This is a genomic window from bacterium, assembly GCA_041648665.1.
Lineage (GTDB): Bacteria > UBA10199 > UBA10199 > 2-02-FULL-44-16 > JAAZCA01 > JAFGMW01.
In genome coordinates this window covers 1-18,381 of the sequence record JBAZOP010000016.1, presented here as the reverse complement: position 1 = coordinate 18,381, position 18,381 = coordinate 1, and the positions used below count along the sequence as shown (strand labels likewise).

At 61.4% G+C, this 18,381-nt stretch carries 34 protein-coding genes; 3 read left to right on the top strand and 31 right to left on the bottom strand.

The window, feature by feature from the left end:
- Positions 1–8: 8 nt before the first annotated feature.
- The 31 genes from WC683_07460 to WC683_07310 all read right to left on the bottom strand — a co-directional run bounded on the left by WC683_07460 (position 9) and on the right by WC683_07310 (position 16,420).
- Positions 9–1,487, bottom strand: coding sequence for a hypothetical protein (locus WC683_07460; protein ID MFA4972435.1), 1,479 nt, complete (start codon positions 1,485–1,487; stop codon positions 9–11).
- On the bottom strand, positions 1,432–1,929 hold the full coding sequence (locus tag WC683_07455) for a helix-turn-helix domain-containing protein (GenBank protein MFA4972434.1): 498 nt from the start codon (positions 1,927–1,929) through the stop codon (positions 1,432–1,434). Before WC683_07455 ends, WC683_07460 begins: the two co-directional genes overlap by 56 nt.
- On the bottom strand, positions 1,926–2,465 hold the full coding sequence (locus WC683_07450; protein MFA4972433.1) for a hypothetical protein: 540 nt from the start codon (positions 2,463–2,465) through the stop codon (positions 1,926–1,928). The genes WC683_07455 and WC683_07450 overlap by 4 nt, the downstream gene beginning before the upstream one ends.
- Complete coding sequence (locus tag WC683_07445) at positions 2,462–2,635, bottom strand: hypothetical protein (GenBank protein ID MFA4972432.1); 174 nt, start codon at positions 2,633–2,635, stop codon at positions 2,462–2,464. Before WC683_07445 ends, WC683_07450 begins: the two co-directional genes overlap by 4 nt.
- 12 nt (positions 2,636–2,647) lie before the next feature.
- Positions 2,648–2,959 (bottom strand): hypothetical protein, encoded by a 312-nt coding sequence (locus tag WC683_07440; protein MFA4972431.1) that lies wholly within the window; start codon positions 2,957–2,959, stop codon positions 2,648–2,650.
- 1 nt (position 2,960) lies between these two features.
- Entirely contained in the window at positions 2,961–3,644 is a 684-nt protein-coding gene (locus WC683_07435; GenBank protein MFA4972430.1) for a hypothetical protein, read from the bottom strand.
- 133 nt (positions 3,645–3,777) lie between these two features.
- Positions 3,778–4,101, bottom strand: a complete 324-nt coding sequence (locus tag WC683_07430; protein ID MFA4972429.1) for a hypothetical protein — start codon at positions 4,099–4,101, stop codon at positions 3,778–3,780.
- Entirely contained in the window at positions 4,098–4,553 is a 456-nt protein-coding gene (locus WC683_07425) for a hypothetical protein (protein MFA4972428.1), read from the bottom strand. Before WC683_07425 ends, WC683_07430 begins: the two co-directional genes overlap by 4 nt.
- A complete protein-coding gene (locus tag WC683_07420) occupies positions 4,553–4,789 on the bottom strand; it encodes a hypothetical protein (GenBank protein MFA4972427.1) in 237 nt (78 codons plus the stop codon). Before WC683_07420 ends, WC683_07425 begins: the two co-directional genes overlap by 1 nt.
- Positions 4,790–4,907: 118 nt before the next feature.
- Complete coding sequence (locus WC683_07415) at positions 4,908–5,072, bottom strand: hypothetical protein (protein MFA4972426.1); 165 nt, start codon at positions 5,070–5,072, stop codon at positions 4,908–4,910.
- Positions 5,069–5,359: a hypothetical protein gene (locus WC683_07410; GenBank protein ID MFA4972425.1), complete on the bottom strand. Its 291-nt coding sequence runs from the start codon at positions 5,357–5,359 to the stop codon at positions 5,069–5,071. Before WC683_07410 ends, WC683_07415 begins: the two co-directional genes overlap by 4 nt.
- A 263-nt stretch (positions 5,360–5,622) precedes the next feature.
- Complete coding sequence (locus WC683_07405; protein MFA4972424.1) at positions 5,623–6,129, bottom strand: hypothetical protein; 507 nt, start codon at positions 6,127–6,129, stop codon at positions 5,623–5,625.
- 290 nt (positions 6,130–6,419) lie between these two features.
- Positions 6,420–8,597, bottom strand: a complete 2,178-nt coding sequence (locus WC683_07400) for a hypothetical protein (GenBank protein ID MFA4972423.1) — start codon at positions 8,595–8,597, stop codon at positions 6,420–6,422.
- Positions 8,598–8,634: 37 nt separating this feature from the next.
- On the bottom strand, positions 8,635–8,910 hold the full coding sequence (locus WC683_07395) for a hypothetical protein (protein MFA4972422.1): 276 nt from the start codon (positions 8,908–8,910) through the stop codon (positions 8,635–8,637).
- Positions 8,907–9,254, bottom strand: a complete 348-nt coding sequence (locus WC683_07390) for a hypothetical protein (protein ID MFA4972421.1) — start codon at positions 9,252–9,254, stop codon at positions 8,907–8,909. The genes WC683_07395 and WC683_07390 overlap by 4 nt, the downstream gene beginning before the upstream one ends.
- Entirely contained in the window at positions 9,251–9,574 is a 324-nt protein-coding gene (locus tag WC683_07385; protein ID MFA4972420.1) for a hypothetical protein, read from the bottom strand. Before WC683_07385 ends, WC683_07390 begins: the two co-directional genes overlap by 4 nt.
- Positions 9,541–10,503, bottom strand: coding sequence for a hypothetical protein (locus tag WC683_07380; GenBank protein ID MFA4972419.1), 963 nt, complete (start codon positions 10,501–10,503; stop codon positions 9,541–9,543). Before WC683_07380 ends, WC683_07385 begins: the two co-directional genes overlap by 34 nt.
- Entirely contained in the window at positions 10,500–10,907 is a 408-nt protein-coding gene (locus WC683_07375; protein ID MFA4972418.1) for a hypothetical protein, read from the bottom strand. Before WC683_07375 ends, WC683_07380 begins: the two co-directional genes overlap by 4 nt.
- Positions 10,904–11,524, bottom strand: a complete 621-nt coding sequence (locus tag WC683_07370; protein ID MFA4972417.1) for a hypothetical protein — start codon at positions 11,522–11,524, stop codon at positions 10,904–10,906. The genes WC683_07375 and WC683_07370 overlap by 4 nt, the downstream gene beginning before the upstream one ends.
- Positions 11,521–12,267 (bottom strand): thymidylate synthase, encoded by a 747-nt coding sequence (locus tag WC683_07365; protein ID MFA4972416.1) that lies wholly within the window; start codon positions 12,265–12,267, stop codon positions 11,521–11,523. Before WC683_07365 ends, WC683_07370 begins: the two co-directional genes overlap by 4 nt.
- Entirely contained in the window at positions 12,264–12,572 is a 309-nt protein-coding gene (locus WC683_07360) for a hypothetical protein (GenBank protein MFA4972415.1), read from the bottom strand. Before WC683_07360 ends, WC683_07365 begins: the two co-directional genes overlap by 4 nt.
- On the bottom strand, positions 12,573–12,728 hold the full coding sequence (locus WC683_07355) for a hypothetical protein (protein MFA4972414.1): 156 nt from the start codon (positions 12,726–12,728) through the stop codon (positions 12,573–12,575).
- 6 nt (positions 12,729–12,734) lie between these two features.
- On the bottom strand, positions 12,735–13,040 hold the full coding sequence (locus WC683_07350) for a hypothetical protein (protein MFA4972413.1): 306 nt from the start codon (positions 13,038–13,040) through the stop codon (positions 12,735–12,737).
- On the bottom strand, positions 13,037–13,732 hold the full coding sequence (gene bet / locus WC683_07345) for a phage recombination protein Bet (protein ID MFA4972412.1): 696 nt from the start codon (positions 13,730–13,732) through the stop codon (positions 13,037–13,039). Before bet ends, WC683_07350 begins: the two co-directional genes overlap by 4 nt.
- A 3-nt stretch (positions 13,733–13,735) precedes the next feature.
- On the bottom strand, positions 13,736–13,921 hold the full coding sequence (locus WC683_07340) for a hypothetical protein (protein ID MFA4972411.1): 186 nt from the start codon (positions 13,919–13,921) through the stop codon (positions 13,736–13,738).
- Positions 13,921–14,526 carry a hypothetical protein gene (locus WC683_07335; GenBank protein ID MFA4972410.1) on the bottom strand — a complete coding sequence of 202 codons (606 nt, stop codon included), beginning with the start codon at positions 14,524–14,526 and terminating at the stop codon, positions 13,921–13,923. The genes WC683_07340 and WC683_07335 overlap by 1 nt, the downstream gene beginning before the upstream one ends.
- Positions 14,523–15,323: a hypothetical protein gene (locus tag WC683_07330; GenBank protein ID MFA4972409.1), complete on the bottom strand. Its 801-nt coding sequence runs from the start codon at positions 15,321–15,323 to the stop codon at positions 14,523–14,525. The genes WC683_07335 and WC683_07330 overlap by 4 nt, the downstream gene beginning before the upstream one ends.
- 102 nt (positions 15,324–15,425) lie before the next feature.
- Positions 15,426–15,833 (bottom strand): hypothetical protein, encoded by a 408-nt coding sequence (locus WC683_07325; protein ID MFA4972408.1) that lies wholly within the window; start codon positions 15,831–15,833, stop codon positions 15,426–15,428.
- Positions 15,826–16,101 (bottom strand): hypothetical protein, encoded by a 276-nt coding sequence (locus tag WC683_07320; GenBank protein ID MFA4972407.1) that lies wholly within the window; start codon positions 16,099–16,101, stop codon positions 15,826–15,828. The genes WC683_07325 and WC683_07320 overlap by 8 nt, the downstream gene beginning before the upstream one ends.
- Positions 16,083–16,223 carry a hypothetical protein gene (locus WC683_07315; protein MFA4972406.1) on the bottom strand — a complete coding sequence of 47 codons (141 nt, stop codon included), beginning with the start codon at positions 16,221–16,223 and terminating at the stop codon, positions 16,083–16,085. The genes WC683_07320 and WC683_07315 overlap by 19 nt, the downstream gene beginning before the upstream one ends.
- Positions 16,220–16,420 carry a hypothetical protein gene (locus tag WC683_07310; protein MFA4972405.1) on the bottom strand — a complete coding sequence of 67 codons (201 nt, stop codon included), beginning with the start codon at positions 16,418–16,420 and terminating at the stop codon, positions 16,220–16,222. Before WC683_07310 ends, WC683_07315 begins: the two co-directional genes overlap by 4 nt.
- A 101-nt stretch (positions 16,421–16,521) precedes the next feature.
- Between WC683_07310 and WC683_07305 the strand changes: the two genes are divergently transcribed.
- From WC683_07305 to WC683_07295, 3 genes are read left to right on the top strand one after another with little or no spacing between them, the layout of a single operon-like run.
- The gene (locus tag WC683_07305; protein ID MFA4972404.1) at positions 16,522–16,749 is read left to right on the top strand and encodes a hypothetical protein; all 228 of its coding nucleotides are present in this window, start codon (positions 16,522–16,524) and stop codon (positions 16,747–16,749) included.
- Between the two features lie 56 nt (positions 16,750–16,805).
- Positions 16,806–17,207: an IS200/IS605 family transposase gene (gene tnpA / locus WC683_07300; protein ID MFA4972403.1), complete on the top strand. Its 402-nt coding sequence runs from the start codon at positions 16,806–16,808 to the stop codon at positions 17,205–17,207.
- A gap of 1 nt (position 17,208) precedes the next feature.
- The gene (locus tag WC683_07295; protein ID MFA4972402.1) at positions 17,209–18,249 is read left to right on the top strand and encodes a transposase; all 1,041 of its coding nucleotides are present in this window, start codon (positions 17,209–17,211) and stop codon (positions 18,247–18,249) included.
- Positions 18,250–18,381 lie beyond the last annotated feature (132 nt).

The following is an 18,381-nucleotide window of genomic DNA, read 5'->3' as shown; positions in this document are numbered from 1 at the left end:
CTCCTCCGTCAGATGACGGAGATCAGGGTCTCCTCTTCGTTCAGCCAGACCACTTCGTCCTCCGGAGTGACAGGAACCGGAGCGAACGCGAGCATGAGGGCGTCGGCCTTATCGGGTGACGGAAGACCGCGTTTCTTCATGTCCTCCTTCTTTTCGATGAAAATCTGGCCCCGGCTGTTCAGTTTGTACTTCAGGGTCGCGAGCTGGGCGGTGAGCTCCTCGTCGTCCTCGATGTCGATGTCCCCCTCCTCGAACCGCTGGCGCAGGCCCCAGTACCATTCGGCGCGGGTGTTGCCGAAGCGTTCGGGATCCGCCGCCGCAAGGCCCGTATGCATCTCGCGGTAGGGGTTCTCGCGGTCGCGGCCCGTTGCCTGCTGCTCCTCGAGCTCGACCTCTTCGAGCCGATCGTACACACCGGCACCGAGACCGTCCGCATCCACTTTCGCGTAGGATGCCCCCCCCCGTTCGCGTACGACCTTGACGAGCCCTGCCGTCTCCATCGTGCCCTGTTTTGCCCGCACTTCGACGATCCGTGCGACGTTCCCTTTTCGCAGTACGAGAACGGTTTTGTCGCTGCCGTAGCGGGCGATATCGACGCCGAGTTCGACGGGCGTCCCCGGCACGAGCTCGCGGTTGATTGCCGCCTCGATCCACGAGAGCGGGATGAGGGTGTCCTCGGCAGATTCAGGGAAGTTTGCCAGAACTTTCGCCTGGTAGAGGGGCGAGTCCGGGGTCCAGTCGAGATAGCGTTCGCGGACCCAGCGGGGCGTGACAAGATAAGGGGTGGGGAGATCGCCCATGATCTTCGCTTCCCAGGTGTCGCGGACGATATCCTCCTCCGTGATGCCGAAGACCGTGAAGTTCGGGGTGGCGAAGGCAGGAATGGAGATCTTCGATACGCCCGGCGTCTTGAACAGTTTCGCAAACCGGCCGCTGGGATTCGTCGGGTTGCCGATGAGCAGCAGGCGAGCCTCGTCGCCGGTCATGATGCCGTCGATCGCCGAGAAGATCTCTTCGGAGATCCCGCTCGCCTCGTCGACGATGACGAGGATATGGATCTCGTGGAACCCCTGGAAGCGGTCCGGGTCGTATTCGGGGGCGGTGAATCCCCACGCAAACCAGTTGCTGTCGATCTTGAGTTCCTGGGAGAGAATCGTGCCGCCGAGCGGCCGGATAGCGCGGTTGAACGAGGTGTGGATCTCTTTCCAGAGGATGCCTTCGACCTGGCGGTTCGTGGGTGCCGTGGTGATGACGATCGAGGGGACGTGGGTGTAGAGGTACCAGAGCGCGACGTCGGCGGCGATGAAACTCTTCCCGGCAGCGTGACAGCTCTTGACGGCCGTGATCCGGTGGTCGCGGACCGATTCGATGATCTGCCGCTGTCGCGCCCAGAGGTCGTGCCCGAAGGCCTGGTCGATCCACCAGGTCGGGTCACGCTGGGCGCGAAGGAGACGATCCCGATGGGTCAGCTGCTCCGTTTCGGGCAATATCCACCCACGTCAGCGTGCCAGAGTGTTCGACCTTCTGCACGTCCCGGTACTTCTCCGGCAGGCGGTTCATCAGCAGGAGCTTGAGGATCTGGGTGTCTGCTGAGACGGTCCGCTGCCGCGTGACGGTCCGGGTGCCGAGAACCGTACCCTCGGCGTCCTTCGTCTCGATCGTATCGATGTCCACAACGGGCCGATCCTGAGCGACCTGAAACGCCGTGCTCTCGAGGACGGCGTTTGCCCGCTGTTTGCAGAGCGAGCATGCCGCCTTGAACGCCGGATAGCGTTTCTTCCAGATCCGGACCGTGTCGATGCAGACCCCGAACCGTGCAGCGATCTGGACGTCGGTCCAGGGCGCATCGCCGTCCAGCCCCTCGGCGATCAGGATGTTAGGGTAGAGCGGATCGTACTTGGTCGGCTGGCCGCCCTTGCTCGACGTCATGGCCGCAGGTGCACCGTGTAGGCGTTCTCCTGCTCGCTCGTCTCCACGACCCAGAGGGGCAGGCCGTCCACTCTCTCGAGCGAGATGGTGAGGGGTGTCGGGCTCGGCTGCCGCTTCTCGACCAGAATGTAGACGAGACCCATCGGGTTCGTGATCAGGTATCTTCCTGCAAGCGCGTTCTGCCGGACGAATCCCCGCGGTTCCTGATACCAGAGGCCTGTCATGCCCTCCGAGAGGTTCGCGAGGCCCGAGGGATCGGATGCGTAGGACGTCTGGATGCTCTGCAATCTGCCCCCATTCGGGTACTCGACGACGAGCCAGAGATCTCCGTGAATCAGGTCGGGATCGATGGTGGCGATATCGCCGTGGTCCTGCCATCCAGCTCGTGCCCAGTCCCCGCAGGTCCAGGTCCCTGTCATACCCGAGCTCGGGCCCGAGGTCGAGGGAGGAGGGGGCGGAGGGGGGGGATGCCAGCAGGCGAGCACGGGAACCACGAGCAGCGCAAGGAGCAGCAACAGGAACGGGATGCGTTTCATGCGAGGACCACCTGCTCGACGTTCAGGGCGCCGGCCTTTTCGAGATCCCCGAGAATGATCTGGCAGATCGTTCTCGCAGCCTCGTCATAATCGGCAGCAGGCCGGCCCTCGTCGGGAAAGCGGTCGAAGAGCGCCCAGCGGACCTTATCGAGCGTAAGGGGGAGGTGCATGGGCTCCTCCCGTCAGGAGCCGAGGACTGACTGCAGCCATGCCTCGATGCCGAAGCGCCGGTAGACTGCTTTTGCCCCGTACTCGATGGCGACGATGAGCCCACCGTTCGCGAGGAGGTAGGTGGCGAGGGTCGCTTCGGTGACCGGCACGTTCGTCCACCAGAGGAGCGCCCCGATGACGAACCCGATGATGACCGTGACGAACATCTTCTCCTTCTGCCAGTTCTCGCCCGTCTGGCGGAGGTAGCCGAGCCCGGAGAAGACCGCGCCCATGATCATCGCGATCACGAGCTGGAGAATCAGGGCGTAGAGGTCTGCCGCCATCTCAGCTCACCTTCGGGGCGTCCCCGGTCGTGGGGATGACCTGTTCGCCCTTCGGGCCGACGCTTGCACCCGCGGGAGCGGTCTTCCCGCCACCGGCGATGAATTTGCCGTTGATGATACGTGACCACGATCCATCGGGCCAGGTGATATCATACTCGTCGAGGTCCTGCTTCTCGGCCTCCTGGATCTGCCGCCAGAGCGCGTCCTTCTGGGCGGCCGTGAGGGCTGTCGTCATGGAATCGAAGTGGCTCTGCAGCATCTTGTGCCACCAATTGAGGATCCCGCCACAGTTGATCTCCGCCCCCATAACCGGCGTATCAATAGTGTAGAGGGTCTTCCGCGCGAGTTCTGCCGCCTGGACCTGCTCGCGGACCTCCTTCCCGTAGGGGTAGGCGCGGTGCTCGAGTTTGGTCAGGGTATCCTCGTTCATCGTCCAGGACTGGACCGTGAGGGCGTCGGCGACCTTCGTCGTGATCTGGGTCGTCTTCGTCGGGTCGAAGGCGTCCGCGATAGCCGTCGTTTCGGCCTTCGCTTCGGCAGTTTCTTCCTTCGCGTCCTTGATCTCGTTGTTCTTATCGTGGTTCTTCAGCCATGCGACGAGGATCGCGGCGATGAGCGTAATGAGCCCCGCGTCCCCGAAGAGACTGTCGAGGATCGAGGCTGCTGGTGTGATGTCTACAGACATTGAGCATGCTCCGCAGCATGCCTGCCCGCGCCCGAAGGTACGTAGCAGTAGCCACCAGCTAGAATCGGTGTAGAGCGGGGCGAGCGTGGCATGCTACGGAGAAGAAATCGGCAGAATGGGGGGATAAGGGGGGTTATTGGGCCTGCGGGGCGTCGCTGCGCTCGCCGTTTCTGATTCTCTGGATGATATCGAGGAGTTGTGGCGCGGGAATCCCCACGGTCTCCTGGATGTCGAGGATCGTTCGCCCTTCCTGGACCATCTGCTGGATGCAGTCGAGTCTCGCGATCTTCAGGTGGCGGCGGACGGTCGTCCGCGAGACCCCGATGCCCTGGCTGATCTGCCCTATCTCGTAGCCGTACTCGTAGAGGGTGGTGATGCGGTGGTGGAGGTCCACGACCTCGGAGGTAATCTTCGCGATGGTCCGCCGCGGGATGGCCGGGCGAGGGGGCCGGGTCACGCGCCCTCCGGCGGCAGCTCGCGGCATGGTGCTACAGGAATGATCTCGTTCGCCACCTGTTCGAGCCATGCCGGCAGCGTCACCAGCAGCAGCTCGGGCCGCGTGAAGAGCGAGATCCTGACGAGATCGCCGTCCCTGTCCATGTGCAGTGAGCCGGTGAGGGTCCGCTCCCTCGAAGGGATGATCTGCCCTTTCCGCATCTCGGAGGGGCCTTCCTGGTAGCAGTGGACCAGCAGACCCTGCTGCAGCAGCTTCGCGATGTCGGCGAGATCAAGGAGATGCACCTGATCGAAGACAGACAGGAGAAGGCGCTGCGGCGACCCGCTCTGCCGGTCTTCGCGGGTGATGTGGGGGCTGTCGAGGGGGCAGACGGTGCGGCACGATGACGACCCGATGAGGTGCGCGCAGACCTTCTCGCAGTACGTGCACTGGGCGGCGTTCTTCTGCATCATCATCGCACCTTCGCGTGCAGGTCGAAACGATCCTCAAGGCCCATCTGGTGTGTCTTCTCGCCCTTCCGGAGCTCGCGGAGCAGCCCTTCCCACGATCCCTCGTACTTCTCGGCACAGACGTTCATCGTGCAGCCCGGGCAACGACCCTCCTGATGCTCGACGCACTCCGGGCACTCGAAATACTCGCGATTATCGCACCGCACCCGGAATTTCCGGCAGTAGAGCGAAGTGGTCACGCAATCACTCCTGCTGCGGCGGCCACCGATATCCCGCAGGTTTGCAGCAACCTTTTTATCGAAGATGCCTGTTTATCGCCACCATACGGGGCTCCCGCACTCTGCACTAGCCGGGTGATCATCCTTCGGCCTCCACCGTCGCGATCTCCTCGTCGATGATCGCAAGTCGTTCTTGCAGCTCTGCGATCTTCGTCGCCAGCGATGCCCTGCGGCGGCGGAGGATCGCCATCCGGCGGTCCGGGACCGGTACGGAGATGCAGTGGGCGCAGCGGGCGGGGGTCATCGCTTCCCCCTGCACACCGGGCACGTCCCGGTCCCCCCGAGGCCCTCGACCCAGCCGGCCCCGTGACACCGGGGGCAGATGTCGAACGCGCCCTCCCGGACCAGCAGCGCGAGGCCCGTCAGGATCTCCAGCGATCGGATGTCGAGGTCCTGGCTGGCTTCGTCGTGCAGGCGGTCGAGATGCAGCAGGAGGGCGGCTTTGTCGAGGAGGTCAGACATGCAGCAGCGCCTCCCCGAAGCAGCCCGGATGGTACCGCCGCCCCTGCCCGCCCTCGCGGCCCGTGGCATGGCTGACGAACGAGTCGCCGCTCCGCAGGTACTGCCCGCAGGACGCGAGGGCGCACCGGGGCCGCAGGGCGTTCCGGGGCTGCATCCGGGCGGGTGCGGGGGCGGCCCGCTGCTCCTCCAGCGCGAGGAGGTCGCGGGGCTGCCAGCGGACAGACATCAGATCACCCCGCGCCGCCGGAGCATCCGGAGGATGATGAGGTTCCCGAGCAGCATCCCGCCGACGATCGAGAGTGCCATGATGCCGACGACATACTCGCAGGGCGTCACGGTCCGGGCCTCCGCTTGTCCTCGAGCTGCTGCATCTCGAAGTTGAGGTAGGGGATCAGGGGGCGCGAGGCCTGGACCTTCTCCTCGACGTCCGGCAGGAAGTCCATCAGAGGCTTCGGCCGGCCGTCGACGTCGGGTAGCGCGAGGTACGGGGAAAAGACCTGGGTGAACGACAGGTACGCGACCTCGGCCATGAGCAGCATGTCCTTGATGTGGAAGAACATCATCCGGCCCGCGATACGCATATCGAGTTTCGGAGGCGTACCTTTCCGCTGGCGCCGGTAGGTCGTCGGGAAGTGGATCAGGAACTGCGCTCCTTGCTCCGTCTCGACCATGAGGGTGATCCTTTGCACCTCTCCGACATTCTCGTAGAGGGGAGCGACCTTCACCACGCCCCGCGCCGCGAGGAGCATCCCCATGATCGCCGCCATGGAGCGATCGAAGGGCACGTCGGTCCTGTGGTACGGAAACTCGTCGCCGACTATGATCTCGCGATGGGTCATGATCCGATCCCTCCTGGCGGACATGAGGTACACGAGATACTAGCGTCGAAAAGGTAATGTTCGAAAACAACTGCCCGAGCACGGACGGGCGTCTTCACCATAGGGTGATCACCCCTTGAAAGAGCTCGGGGGGGTTTGGGGTATTTGGGGGGTTATTTCCACCCGTGGCCATATACGCCATATACCCATATGTACTAGTATTTTTTGTACCTGCCCGGGGGAAAGAGATACCCCAAACCCCCCAAACCCCCCGGAAATACCGACGTAACATCGCCTTTACTTGTGGTAACTCAATCATGCTTGCTCACCTTCCATGTGGCTACTTTGTGACTCACTTTCCCTCGCTCGATGCGGCAGCCGTTCCGATACCGGACATTTTCTTTTTTCGCTAACGCCTTCCCGAGCTTCCTTGAGAAGGAGGTCGACGTTATGCTGACATTTCCCATCTCATCGGGCAATGTCGCAAAAAGGTCAGAGGGGGCGACGTGCACGGCATCGCCGAACGACGACTGCGCCGCCCCCTCTTTATCCGATAACATGAGGAACGTGACGACTTCGGCGACCGTGATCGCGTCCTCGCCCCACTTCGCGTGCCAGAGTTCGAGGAACGATTCCCAGGTTGCAGTGTCGGCATCGGATTCCTCGTACATCTCTTCGAGGTTCACGAGGAATCCTGGGATGCAGGAGTACGCCAGGATGCCGCTCACCATGTTCACCCACCCTTCGAACCCCCCCATCTTCGGCACGTTGGAGGGGACAAGGCGGCCGCCGGCGATCCAGTTCTTCACCATGATCACCACAGCGGCGACGAGCCGGCCCCGGTTCTCCAGCACCCATGCCCGGAGATCGGGATGCTTGAAGTTCTCGCGCTGCCAGGGGCGGGCGGTCTTCGCGTCCATCCGCACCATGTAGCAGCGGCGGGGCAGGTCCCCCCCGAGCTGGATGTTGTTGCCCGTACCGATCCAGACGGCGCGGTGCCGCATCGTCTGCATCCGCATCACGCCGAGCACGCGATCCTCATACACGTCGGCGGTCAGGAGGGCTGCGAGCGACGGAGCATACAGTTTGCCCTCGATGTTGTCGACGCAGATCACGAGCCGGCCTTTCAGGAGCACGCTCATGATCGACTTCTTCCAGGCGGCATCGTCTTCGGGAGCCGCCATCATCGCCGAAGGTCGGCCCGTGGCGATCAGCGCCACGATCTCCGCGAGCAGCGACGCCCCCGTCCCGGCCTGCGGTTTGTTGAAGAGGACCATCGGCACGGGTCCGGGGATCAGGGGCCTCACGATGGCCGTCACGATCGCGGCGATCGTGTTCGCCCGGCTCGCCTCGTCGGCGAAGGGAAAATCCTCGATCACCTCTTGCAGCAGCGCGACCGCAGCCTCGACCTCCTCCTCCGTCGGCGAGATCGGGATCGTCGGCATCGAAAACGTCGGTGCCGGAGCGTAGTAGAACCGGGTTTCCGGGTCGTAGCCGGGCGGCGAGAGCGTGCCGTCAGGCCGCAGCAGCGGCGACTCGATGATACCCGCAAGCTGGGGGAGGTCCCAGCGGCCGAGCGCCATCACGTCCCGCACGACGTCTTTCACCGGATAGGCCACGGCTTCATAGGGCGCACCGTTCTTCGACGTCCGGATCATATACCAGTTCGCGACGCGGTCGAGCACCCCTTTGACGCCGGCTTCGGTGAGGATCCTGACGATGGGCAGCCCGTCTTCGTCGCGGTCGACCCGGACGATCTCCCCCCCCCTCCCGAAGATCTCAGGCGGGGTGTTCGCGGCATAGAGCGCCTCGAGGGCTTCGGCCGTCGCCTCGCGCATCCGTTTCTCGGTGATGATGATCTTCGGCAGGTTCTCGGCAAGCGAGATGGCGTTCAGCTTGTCGGCGACCGCTTTCACCTCCGGCGCCTGCACTGCCCGATAGAACCATGCCTTCAGGTCAGGGAGTGTCATTTCATCGAAATTCTGCGGAATCGCGAGCGGGTAGCTGAACTGATGCAACGCAGTCACCCTGGCAACCAGTGCGTCGACGGATGCGAACGCATCGATCTCCTCCTTCGGAACCAGCGACCAGGGCGCCGGGTCTTCCTGAACAGTCCCGAGCTCGGGCGTCAGCGCCTCATGCATCTCGACGAGGTCCTGCCGGACCGCCTCCGGGCGAGTGGCCACCGCGTCCGGAGCAGTGAACGCCTCGACCGGGCCTGCGGAACTCTTCGCGGAACCTTCCGGTATTTGAACCTGTGCGTCGCCTTCATCTGGTTCGGGCGCTTTTTCCAAGGGGGGCACAGGGGACCGTTCCGCAGGGGCTGGTGAAACCCCGTCGGCATACTGCACGATGAACCCCTTGCCGCCGCCCGCTACCCGCTGCTGGTGGATCTCGCGGTTCGTGAGCATCGTGCCCTCGGGCCCGAGCCCTTTGCCGTCTGGATTCCGGTCCCAGACATTCCCTTGTTCGTCTCGAAAAAATCCCATCTGCTCTCCCCTGCCCCGCTCGATCAGGGGCATTCTGTCATACCGGCACCTTCCGCGAGCATCCGCCGATGCCGCAGCCGCGCACCGTGTTCTCGTAGCACCAGCTGATCCGGCACTCTCGCCGGAGCGGCGGCAGGTTGTCGGCCATCAGCGCCAGGAGATCCTTCTGCGGCTTCGACCGATACACGTCCGGATGCGCCCGCGCATATGCCACGCGGCAGCCGGTCGAACAGAAATTCCGTTTCGCGTGCCGGTTTGCCGTTCGGCTCCAGAACGCCGTGCCGCACTCCGCGCAGACGTACTGGGCGTTCATTCCCCGAACCCCCGGGCGAGGCCTCGGTCTTCGCTGAGCACGGCCGCTTTTGCCATCAGGCCATCCAGCAGGATCCCGAAACTGTCCCGCTTCACATACAGGATCGGGATGCCGGTATCGTGCAGCTCGATCCGGAGGTAGGATTTCCGGACCTGGACTTCGACGAGGCCTAGGGGATTCTCGATGCGGACGTTCCCCGCAGCCACGTCCCGGACCGGGGCCGGCGTTCCTTCCTCACGGAGCCGGACCGCGTCGTCACGGGCGATCCAGAACTTCCCGCGACCATGGACACTCAGACAGAGCCCGAATGGGCGGGCCATGAGCAGCCCGGCCTTCTGCATCATGGGATCGTCGCCCCCTGCGACCGCTTCACGGCCTCGATGGAGCCATCCCCAATCCGGACCAGGGCGATCCCCTCGGTGCACCACTCGCAGTCGAAGGCGGTGTGCGCCGGCCCGAGCCGGCTGAGGGGGATCCGGATATCCCGGCCGCACTCGGTGCACTGGACGAAGATCGTGCGGACCTCCCGCGGGATCTCCGGCTCGACCCTCGCCACGACGGCCGGCGTCTTGGCAGTCGTCCGGGTATCCGGCATCGTGACGGTGGTCCCCCGGCGGATGTAGGGGGGCATCACGCCTCCGCGAGCTGGTCCACGCCGAACCACGCTTTGCCGTCCTTCTCGATCTCGATCAGCACCCGCGTCGGATCGACCGGATCGATCTTCGTGACCACGCCTTTCGCCTTGTACATCCCACTCTCGCGGTCCACGACCTGCACCTTTGTGCCGATCATCCCCGGCGTGCCGGGTGCGGCGGTGACGACCGGATCGTCTGCCGGTGGGAGCGCTGCCGCGTGCTTTCGGTGGGCCTCCTTGATCGCCCGCTTCTGGAGCGCGTAGTACCGGCTCCGCACGGATGCATCCGTTCGTGTCGATGCGGGGAATGCGCTGCGGTAGCGTTCGAGCGCGTGGTTCGCTGAGCTGCACCGCTCGAAGATTGCGTCCTCGTCCGGTATCCAGATCGACGCTGGCCCGATCGGCGCGGGAGGATCCTCCGGCGGCACGCTGTCCCGGTGCGCCCCGCGGGCCGGGTCCGGCGGCGTCGGTGCAATCGCCTCGTCAGGGCAGGGTATGCCGGACCCGTCCGTATGAGTGAGAGGGGTGGTTGCTTGCGGCGCACTTGCGGGGAGTGCCGCCGGTGCAGGATCGGGAGGGGTCGAGTCCTCCACCGGTGGAGCATCGATGATGCACGGGTGGTGCCGGTATTCTACCGAGGCCTCCGGCGAGGGACGTGCAGGAACTTCGCCGGTCGGGGTCTCGATAGGGTCTGCCGCTGGAGCCTCGCCAGAGGCCCCCGGTGCCATTGTACCATCATGATCGGGTGCGGGTGGCACCTCGGCATCCTGCGTGGCCGTGCGTGGCTCCTGAGGGCCACCAGCAGCGACGAGGCGGTCGAGCACCTCTTGCAGCTCCCGGCGGGCCTGCTGTTCGAGGTGGCCGGCCCGCCAGATAGCAACATCCGGGATGATGCAGTCCAGCGAGATGCGGAGATCGCACCGCTGCCGGACGATCGCGACGGCGAGGTCGTGGGTCATGGCGATCCACCTGCCGTCGTGGGATCCCAGCGGAGGATCTGCATGTCGAAGCCGCAGCATCCCAGACGCCCATACATCTGCTTGAAGACTGCCTTGAGCCCGGCCCCCGTCGGCGGATCGATGCCGTCGCGGCGGGCGAGATCGTCGAGCTCACACCAGGGCTGGAGCCCGTGATCGTCGCAGGCGATGCCGTCCCAGAAGACCTCGATGTCGATCACCTCAGTCAGTCGCCAGTATGGGGTGCGGAACGACCACTTCGAGCGGTAGGGCTTCCCTTCCCATCCGTGGAAGGCGATGAACTCACCCACCAGCTTCCCGTGACCCGGCCGGATGGTCTGCGTGCACTCGCCCGCGAGCACCTTCGGGATCTTCGGGGCATACGTCAGGGGGAGATAGCGGGTCATACCTTCGCACCCCCGGTCCCGCAGGCCTGCGACAGACACGCATCGCAGAGCACCTTCGACGCGAACAGCTTGGACTTCTTCATCTGGTCGCCCGTGACGCCGGCCTTGCAGGTCTCGCAGGTCCCGACGAGGGGTTTTGCCGGTGCCGGTTTCGCTGCCGGTGCGGGATTCGAACTCAAGGTACCTTGTGGTACCTTCGCAGTACCTTGCGGTACCGCGGCAGGTGCCGGGGAGGAGGAAGCTGGTTCCGGCGAGGAGGAAGCTGGTTCCGGCGAGGAGGAAGCTGGTGCCGAAACCGGCGTGGTTGCTGCCTTCGCCTGCTGCTCCTTGGCAGCTTTCTCCGCCTGGAACTCAGCCATGGTCTGCACCTTCGGACCCTTCACGAGCTGCTCCGGGGTGACGCCGAAGATCCCTGCGACCTTCTCGCGGAGGACCTGCTGCACCTTCGGGTCGTTCGCCTGGTTCGCGATGGCGAGGAGACTCCCTGCCGCGAGGGTGGCCACCTGCACGGCGTCTTCCGGCGTCTCGAGCTCTGCCCGGTAATCGAAGCGGAGGGTGTCGCCGGTACCGATGTCCAGCGAGAGGCCGACGACGAGTTCTTTCGCACGAGCGGTCATACCCTCACCTTCCTGCGGAATAGGGCCAGACTGTCCGGATTGTGCCGCGTATAGATATGCGCCGACGTGCTGACGGTCTCGAGCCAGCCGAGCTCAACCTCGTACTCCTGGCGCAGCAGCATCCACTGGACTCGTTGCATCAGGTGCGTGAGCGCGTAGGTATTCGGCCCCCACCCTTCGTGCATATCATGGGAGCGGAAGGCAAAGACGGCGTTCAGTTTTCCACCACGGATCAGGAACTGGGCTGTCTGCAGGCAGGGCGGTTCTTCCGAATGGTCGTCCAGCCAGGGGACCCAGGTGTGCATGATCGCCTGCCGGGTCGACGGGTGCTGCACCAACTTTTCCACCACGATCGGCAGTTGGTCGATCCCATCACCACGCCCGTCCCCATGAATATCGAGGCGGTTTGTTGGTTCTTCCTCAATAGCGGTGTCCAGCATCGGGTAGTCCCGGAGCCGGTTGCCATATGTATAGACAGCATCGGTCCCATCCCCTCTCCAGGGCGTGATCTCGCACACCTTCTTGACATACTCCTGCAGAAATCCTTCCTTGAACGGCAGGCAGTCCGAGATCATCGGAGGCCGATACGGCCGCTCGACGTGGACGCAGATCGGTTCCGGGTATTCGATGGTCTCTTCGGTCTTGTCGCCATGCGTGATGAAAACCTGCTCCCCTTCCTCGAGGATCGCTTTCAGCATGGCCTCGTGGGCATCTCCAAGGGTGTCCCGTGTTATCGTCCTCATTGCCCATCACCTCGCGGCGTCCCGATCTGCGCTTTCTCGCCGTTCGCCTTCTCGATCTTCACCGTGACGCCGGCGGCGAGGACCTCGATCTTCACGATGTCCCGGCGGCCCTCGGCGAGGTCCTGCGCGTACTGCCGAAGACTGAACGCGGTATCGATCCTCCTCAGGGCCTTCTCGACGTCATCGCCGTTGCACTTGATCGTCAGCGCCCCGCCTTTGCCGGGCGTCCCGATTTCGAGGCTGAGATTGATCGGGTCTTCGTCGACGTGGCGGTGGATGATTGCGGGATAGACCTGGTGCTCCACCTACCGCACCCCCTTGAGGTTCCGGATAATGCCGAGCACGATCCCTTCTTCTTCCTGCTCCATCTGCCGGCGATGCATCGGCATCTCCGCGCGAATGGCGGCATGGATGCGCTCTTTGCGGAACGCGATGAAGTGGCCTTGATCCTTCGCATACATGGCGGTTCAGGCCCCCTTCTCGTCTTTCGCCGGCGCCTTCACGAAGTCCGCGAGCGTCTTATTCACCGGACGGGGAGCCACCAGCGCATCAGCTCGGGCACCCATCCAGATCGGCGTAATCTCGACATCCCCTGGATAATCGAACTGCACCGTGAGAACGCTCTGAACTTCCTGCACGGCTCGCCTCATGGCCTCGTCGATATCGAAACCCCTGACAGCGATATTGAGCTGCTTCTGCTGGGCGAGGTAATCGCGGTCCTCGTCTTCGGCAGGAGCATAGCGGACCACGATCGGGAAGACCATCGGTTTCATGGCGAGGCCCCCTTCACCTTCTGCTGTTCGTTCCACCAGTCGCGGAAGCAGCCCCGGCAGAGCACCTGATCCGTATGCTCCCTGACGAGATCCAGCGTCTCGGTATCGACGGTTATCCCGCACTTCTCGCAGCGGTTGCCGTTCGGAGCTGGTACAACCTTCGCATCGGCGACAATCACTTCGCGGTCCCCGGTATCGAACTCCTCCGGTGCATACAATCCTGAGATAGAGAAGGCCCGGCGCAGGCAACTTGATTCAGCAACTTTCTGAATCATGATGCGGGGCTTGGACAGCCACAGATTCTTCCCGGTGGAATATTCCTTGAGCTGCACTTCCACTTCGAAGGGGTGCGACATGTCCTTGCGATAGACCCGGCACCACCCGACGATATCGCCGCCGACCTCTTTCGTACCGGACTCCATGCCGTCGAATTGTCCTGATCGGTGGGCAATCACGAGGTAGCCGTCGCGGCCGCAGAAGATCTGCGCCGGGTTCTGCCCGTACTTCACGCACCAGATCTGCTTTGCGAACGGGTCCAGCTGGTAGGTCTTTGCCAACTGCATCATCAGCAGGAACTCGTTCTCGGTGCAGTCCCGGGCGCACATGTCGCGAACAAGCTGCACCTGCTGCTGGCTGTACTGCGAGGGGATAATGCCGCCATTCTCCCGGACGGCAGGCACGTTCTCGGCCATGACTCAGGCCCCCTGATGGATTGCAGTCGCCCCGCCGCACGACAGCAGCCGGGCGACCTCGTGTTCGCAGACATCGCAGAGGCCGTCGCCGTCATTATCGACCGGCGCCACGAGACCCCCGCACAGCGCACAGGTAGCGTCGCCGATGGTCGCGTGCTGGAGTTGGATCGCCCCCCAGTGGACGTCCATCAGGCATTCCCCCTCAAAGACTCGATACCTCGGTTAAACGCCATCTGCACGGCATCTCGCATATCGACGGCCATTTCAGCAGCTATCGCTTTCTGGAGGATCTGCTGCTGAAGTCCCGTTACAAGCACCGAGAATGTCGTGGTCGCTGCAACGACGATCGGCGCGGTTGCTCGTGGTTGATCGACTCTTGGTGTATGTTCACCTTTGGATATCGCCGGAGCCGGATCCACGGGGGCGCTCGCGAGGTGCGAGGCAGCACGCCCGATCTGCAGCTTCGCCGACAGCTCCTTGCGGACTTCGAGATCGGCTCGCGCAATAACAGCCTTGACTTCGCGCTCCGTTAATTTCTTCTCTTTGAGTATCTTACCTGTCAGAGGGTGCTTTCCTGATTTGAAGGCATTTTCCACGGATGATGTGGCCTTTTCTTTCACGGGCTCATCCCGAACGCGAATCAGGGTCATTATCGCGTGAGTAGAGCATTCCGAAAATTCGGAATGGTCATCACAGAACTTAGCGGCTTGCTTGACATCCGAGACGGTCGATCGATCCAGCCCGCACGCCTCGGCGGTCTTGTCGATATGCTCCCGGCACCACTGCGTCCTCATGCCGGCACCACCTTTCCCTCGGCATCCAGTTTCAGCGGGAAATAGTCTTTCGTGGCAGGCCGAAGCAATTTCAAGGGCGTTCCCTTGCAGAAATGATAGACTGCCGACTGTGCCCGAAGATAGATCGCCCCCCGTTCAAGGATTGTATGGTAATATCGTGCTTCTTCAAGGCAATCCCGTAATTTGATGGCAGCCCAATCTCTATCGGATGTCGCGAGTTTGGTCTTGAAGACATCCATGAATTCTTTCAGCCGGGTACGATCCAGGGAGTACCACGCTTTTGCGAGCACTGTCATGACCGGAGTATTCAGGAACTTTTCGTGGCCCCCTACCGTGCAGACCCACGAGATCGACTCGTCGTATTTCAGAGCGAGGTCGCGGACCTCATTATAGGAGAGATTATGGTGGTGTTCGCCAAATTCCATGAACTTCGCGATCGAAAAATGGCGCTTGCTGAAGCCTTCGTTCATGAACTTTGAGATCTGATCGTGGGTTCTTGGTTGCCCGAGATCAATGCCCCGTATGCTTTCCGGCGGGAGGTTTCTCGTTACGAGGGAGCGGACGGGAAGGCCATATTTCAGGATAGCCAGTAAACGGTGATGGCCGTCCAAGAGAACGCCATTACTATCAAATTTGATCGTCTCGCCGATATACCATCGCCCGGCGAGCATATCGCGGACATAGGTATCGACCCGGAATTCATTGATCCGGCGGTTCCCCTTCGACGCCGCGAGATACCGTTTTGCTGTATCGAGGGTGATGTCCTCCGTGGTGGTTGGATACGGATCTTCTTTCATCACGCATCACCCTCTGCGGCATTCTCCTCGCATTCCGGACAACTTTCTTCGAGGTTCGTGCAGGTGCACTTCTCGCACGGCGATTCGCGGCCGGGGAAGCGGTCAGGCATGATACGCCCCCTCGAACGTCGTCGCTTTCTCCCCCTCGACGCGCTTCGGTGGCGGCCCGGAGTAGATGGGCGTCATCGGTTCGCCCTTGTGGATCTGTGCCAGCGCGGCCTCAACCTTCTCATGCGAGAGGCGGCCTTCTGCCTCGTGCTGGCGGAGATGGTACTCGAGGAGCACCTTTGGATCTATCTTGTGCAACCGGATGATCTCGCCAGAAATACATTTCAGGTTGTTCACTGAAATCCGAATGACCTCAAGGACATAGTCCGGATCCTGCCTGCATTCCGGGCATTCACACGTTGCTTCGAGGGCACCGGAAACGGTGACGAGATTTGACAAGACGCGATAGGCATCCACCTCTCGCGGCGTGCCATAGAGTTCGCCATTGCGGATCTCAACCATGCTGCAGCACCCGCCCAAAATACTTCTGCTGCACCGTCGCGGGCAGCTCCTCGACATACCGCACGCCGTGATACCGGCAGAGGCGGTCCCGCACCGAGACGCGCTCCTGCTGCCGGGCATAGGCCTCGACCTCTTCGTCCGACATGCTGGCGAAATCCACCAGATCGCCAACACCTTTAATACAGGGGTCAATACTCTTACGGGACTGGCCGGCTTCTGTGCAGTGGCATGCTACGGACTGACCGTCCCTCAAACAGTTGCTTGACATTCGTTTCCTCCATCCTCGATGATTCGTGCTGTTCCTTCGGCAATACGGCGCATCCAGACATACCATGCCCGGAAATCCACGGTTTCCATGTGGGTAAGGTCGCGGCGCGAGATCTCCTTCATGACACTTTCGCCTCGTCTACTGGCGGCGTTATGGTCTTCTTGCGTTCACAATCGTCCATGTGCATCCGGATCGCGTCCTGGACCACGCTGCTGTACGAGGCATACCGGCCCGACGCGATGAGTTCACGCACATAGTCGTCCTGTGCTTTGGTGAGGGAGATGCTCACCTTCACCGAAGCATCTTTTTCTACTATCATATACTACCGAATACTACGAATGAACATATATACTTTCCTATTTTTTACTACCGAGTAGTAAGAAGTATGATAACGTGCGCGAGGAGATGACTGCGTGAAGTATGAGGAAAGCGCGGGACGACGAGAAAAAGGAGAAAGCATCGCTCTCGTTATCGGTGGAGATGCGGCGACGATTGCAGGAGGTTGCCGACCGCGAAGAAGAGGGGAATGTTTCGCGGCTTGTGGCAAAGATTCTTACCCTCTATTTCAATAACCGAGAATGTGCTGATGTCGCCATGATCGATTACGATCAAAATAGCAGAAAGCCCACGACTTTAGTCGTGGGATGAATGCGTCTACCTACCACGGAAAACCTTATATTTGTGGCACACTAATAATTATATAGATGCCAAAAGAACGGTGGACACACTCGAATACCACGGTCTACAATGTCGGGTATCATATCATATGGTGTCCGAAATATCGGCGGAAAGTGCTTCAACCGCCAGTTTCTGATAGATTAGACGTTCTCTTGAGAGAGAAGGCATCTGAGATCGGTGTCAGCGTCGAGACGCTGGAGATTATGCCGGATCATCTCCACCTGTTTGTCAAGGCGAAACCAACCGCCAGCCCGCACTGGATCGTGCAACAGTTGAAAGGGTATACGTCGAGAATACTCCGTCAGGAGTTTGAACCCCTACGCACACGATTGCCTTCGTTGTGGACTCGCAGCTACTATGTTGAATCCTGTGGGCACATCTCCGAGGAAGTCGTGAAGAAGTATATCGAGGATCAGAAGAGGAACTAACGTGTTGCTGACCTACAAACTCCGCCACGGCAGAGATTTCAGTACCGAACTGAAACAAGCGTTTGCAGTAGCGGAGTTTGCTGTCAGGAACCCGACATGCAGGAGTTCCAAGGCGGTCAAGGAGATCGGTCTGAAATCGGCAATATCCAACCAGATCCTCAAGAAGTACGGGAGTCAGAAGACGATCAAGCGAGTACGAAACGTCAACCTTGTCGTGCCGGGACAATCCATCAAAGTCGATCCCGATACCCGAACAATCCGTGTCGTGCCGTTGGATCTCCTTCTCCACTATCAGTTTCCCGCCTTCCATAAGGTCAACCAGATCGAGATCGACCGGGAGTTCGCCTATATCTCATGCACCGTACCAGATCTACCGGAGATGATACCCCGACAGTTCATCGGGGTTGACCGGAACACGACCGGGCACGTTGCAGTCATTGCCAACCCGGATACCGGGAAAGTCGAAAAACTCGGCAAATCGGCACTGCACGTCCACCGGAAGTATTCGGCAATCCGTAAGCGTCTTCAGCGCGAAGGTCGCTTCCGGGAGCTGCAACGGGTAAAAGACCGCGAAAGTCGAATCGTGCGAGACTTGAACCATAAGATCAGCCGCAAGGTTGTCGATGTGGCGAAAAGTCTCCATGCAGCACTCGTCTTCGAGGATCTGAGCGGTATCAGAAAGACGAGGAAACAACACCGTTCGTTCAGATATGCCCTGCACAGTTGGTCGTTCTATCAACTACAACAGTTTGTAGAATACAAGGCCAAGCTGCTCGGCGTTCCTGTCCTCTACGTTGATCCGGCGTATACCTCGCAGGATTGTTCTCGCTGTGGTGCGCGAGGTCAACGGCAGGGAAAGGAGTTCAAGTGCCCGTCGTGCGGGCACGTTGATCATGCTGATGTGAATGCGGCATTCAATATCGCACTCCGTCAGAAAGACATGATCAATCGTATCCAGAAAGAGATGGATACGATGGGAGCACTGATACCCCACGACGCACTGCTGGAATGCCCGGCAACGTTAGAACCCCACGTGCTTTAGCCGTGGGAGTATGTCAGGAAAAATTAGTCGCCACGTTGGTCAACAGCGCTGAATTCCGCGACCTCATGGCGGCAATCGTCCGGGAGAACGCACGCAAAGAAGCCGAGTCAGCGACAAAAGAGTTCATCGCCG

Coding starts and splice junctions, on each gene's coding strand:
- WC683_07455 (MFA4972434.1), bottom strand. CDS start 1,929: ATGACGTCGAGCAAGGGCGGCCAGCCGACCAAGTACGATCCGCTCTAC.
- WC683_07450 (MFA4972433.1), bottom strand. CDS start 2,465: ATGAAACGCATCCCGTTCCTGTTGCTGCTCCTTGCGCTGCTCGTGGTT.
- WC683_07445 (MFA4972432.1), bottom strand. CDS start 2,635: ATGCACCTCCCCCTTACGCTCGATAAGGTCCGCTGGGCGCTCTTCGAC.
- WC683_07440 (MFA4972431.1), bottom strand. CDS start 2,959: ATGGCGGCAGACCTCTACGCCCTGATTCTCCAGCTCGTGATCGCGATG.
- WC683_07435 (MFA4972430.1), bottom strand. CDS start 3,644: ATGTCTGTAGACATCACACCAGCAGCCTCGATCCTCGACAGTCTCTTC.
- WC683_07425 (MFA4972428.1), bottom strand. CDS start 4,553: ATGATGCAGAAGAACGCCGCCCAGTGCACGTACTGCGAGAAGGTCTGC.
- WC683_07415 (MFA4972426.1), bottom strand. CDS start 5,072: ATGACCCCCGCCCGCTGCGCCCACTGCATCTCCGTACCGGTCCCGGAC.
- WC683_07410 (MFA4972425.1), bottom strand. CDS start 5,359: ATGCCACGGGCCGCGAGGGCGGGCAGGGGCGGCGGTACCATCCGGGCT.
- WC683_07405 (MFA4972424.1), bottom strand. CDS start 6,129: ATGACCCATCGCGAGATCATAGTCGGCGACGAGTTTCCGTACCACAGG.
- WC683_07400 (MFA4972423.1), bottom strand. CDS start 8,597: ATGGGATTTTTTCGAGACGAACAAGGGAATGTCTGGGACCGGAATCCA.
- WC683_07395 (MFA4972422.1), bottom strand. CDS start 8,910: ATGAACGCCCAGTACGTCTGCGCGGAGTGCGGCACGGCGTTCTGGAGC.
- WC683_07390 (MFA4972421.1), bottom strand. CDS start 9,254: ATGATGCAGAAGGCCGGGCTGCTCATGGCCCGCCCATTCGGGCTCTGT.
- WC683_07380 (MFA4972419.1), bottom strand. CDS start 10,503: ATGACCCACGACCTCGCCGTCGCGATCGTCCGGCAGCGGTGCGATCTC.
- WC683_07375 (MFA4972418.1), bottom strand. CDS start 10,907: ATGACCCGCTATCTCCCCCTGACGTATGCCCCGAAGATCCCGAAGGTG.
- WC683_07370 (MFA4972417.1), bottom strand. CDS start 11,524: ATGACCGCTCGTGCGAAAGAACTCGTCGTCGGCCTCTCGCTGGACATC.
- WC683_07365 (MFA4972416.1), bottom strand. CDS start 12,267: ATGAGGACGATAACACGGGACACCCTTGGAGATGCCCACGAGGCCATG.
- WC683_07355 (MFA4972414.1), bottom strand. CDS start 12,728: ATGTATGCGAAGGATCAAGGCCACTTCATCGCGTTCCGCAAAGAGCGC.
- WC683_07350 (MFA4972413.1), bottom strand. CDS start 13,040: ATGAAACCGATGGTCTTCCCGATCGTGGTCCGCTATGCTCCTGCCGAA.
- bet (MFA4972412.1), bottom strand. CDS start 13,732: ATGGCCGAGAACGTGCCTGCCGTCCGGGAGAATGGCGGCATTATCCCC.
- WC683_07340 (MFA4972411.1), bottom strand. CDS start 13,921: ATGGACGTCCACTGGGGGGCGATCCAACTCCAGCACGCGACCATCGGC.
- WC683_07335 (MFA4972410.1), bottom strand. CDS start 14,526: ATGAGGACGCAGTGGTGCCGGGAGCATATCGACAAGACCGCCGAGGCG.
- WC683_07330 (MFA4972409.1), bottom strand. CDS start 15,323: ATGAAAGAAGATCCGTATCCAACCACCACGGAGGACATCACCCTCGAT.
- WC683_07325 (MFA4972408.1), bottom strand. CDS start 15,833: ATGGTTGAGATCCGCAATGGCGAACTCTATGGCACGCCGCGAGAGGTG.
- WC683_07320 (MFA4972407.1), bottom strand. CDS start 16,101: ATGTCAAGCAACTGTTTGAGGGACGGTCAGTCCGTAGCATGCCACTGC.
- WC683_07315 (MFA4972406.1), bottom strand. CDS start 16,223: ATGAAGGAGATCTCGCGCCGCGACCTTACCCACATGGAAACCGTGGAT.
- WC683_07310 (MFA4972405.1), bottom strand. CDS start 16,420: ATGATAGTAGAAAAAGATGCTTCGGTGAAGGTGAGCATCTCCCTCACC.
- WC683_07305 (MFA4972404.1), top strand. CDS start 16,522: ATGAGGAAAGCGCGGGACGACGAGAAAAAGGAGAAAGCATCGCTCTCG.
- tnpA (MFA4972403.1), top strand. CDS start 16,806: ATGCCAAAAGAACGGTGGACACACTCGAATACCACGGTCTACAATGTC.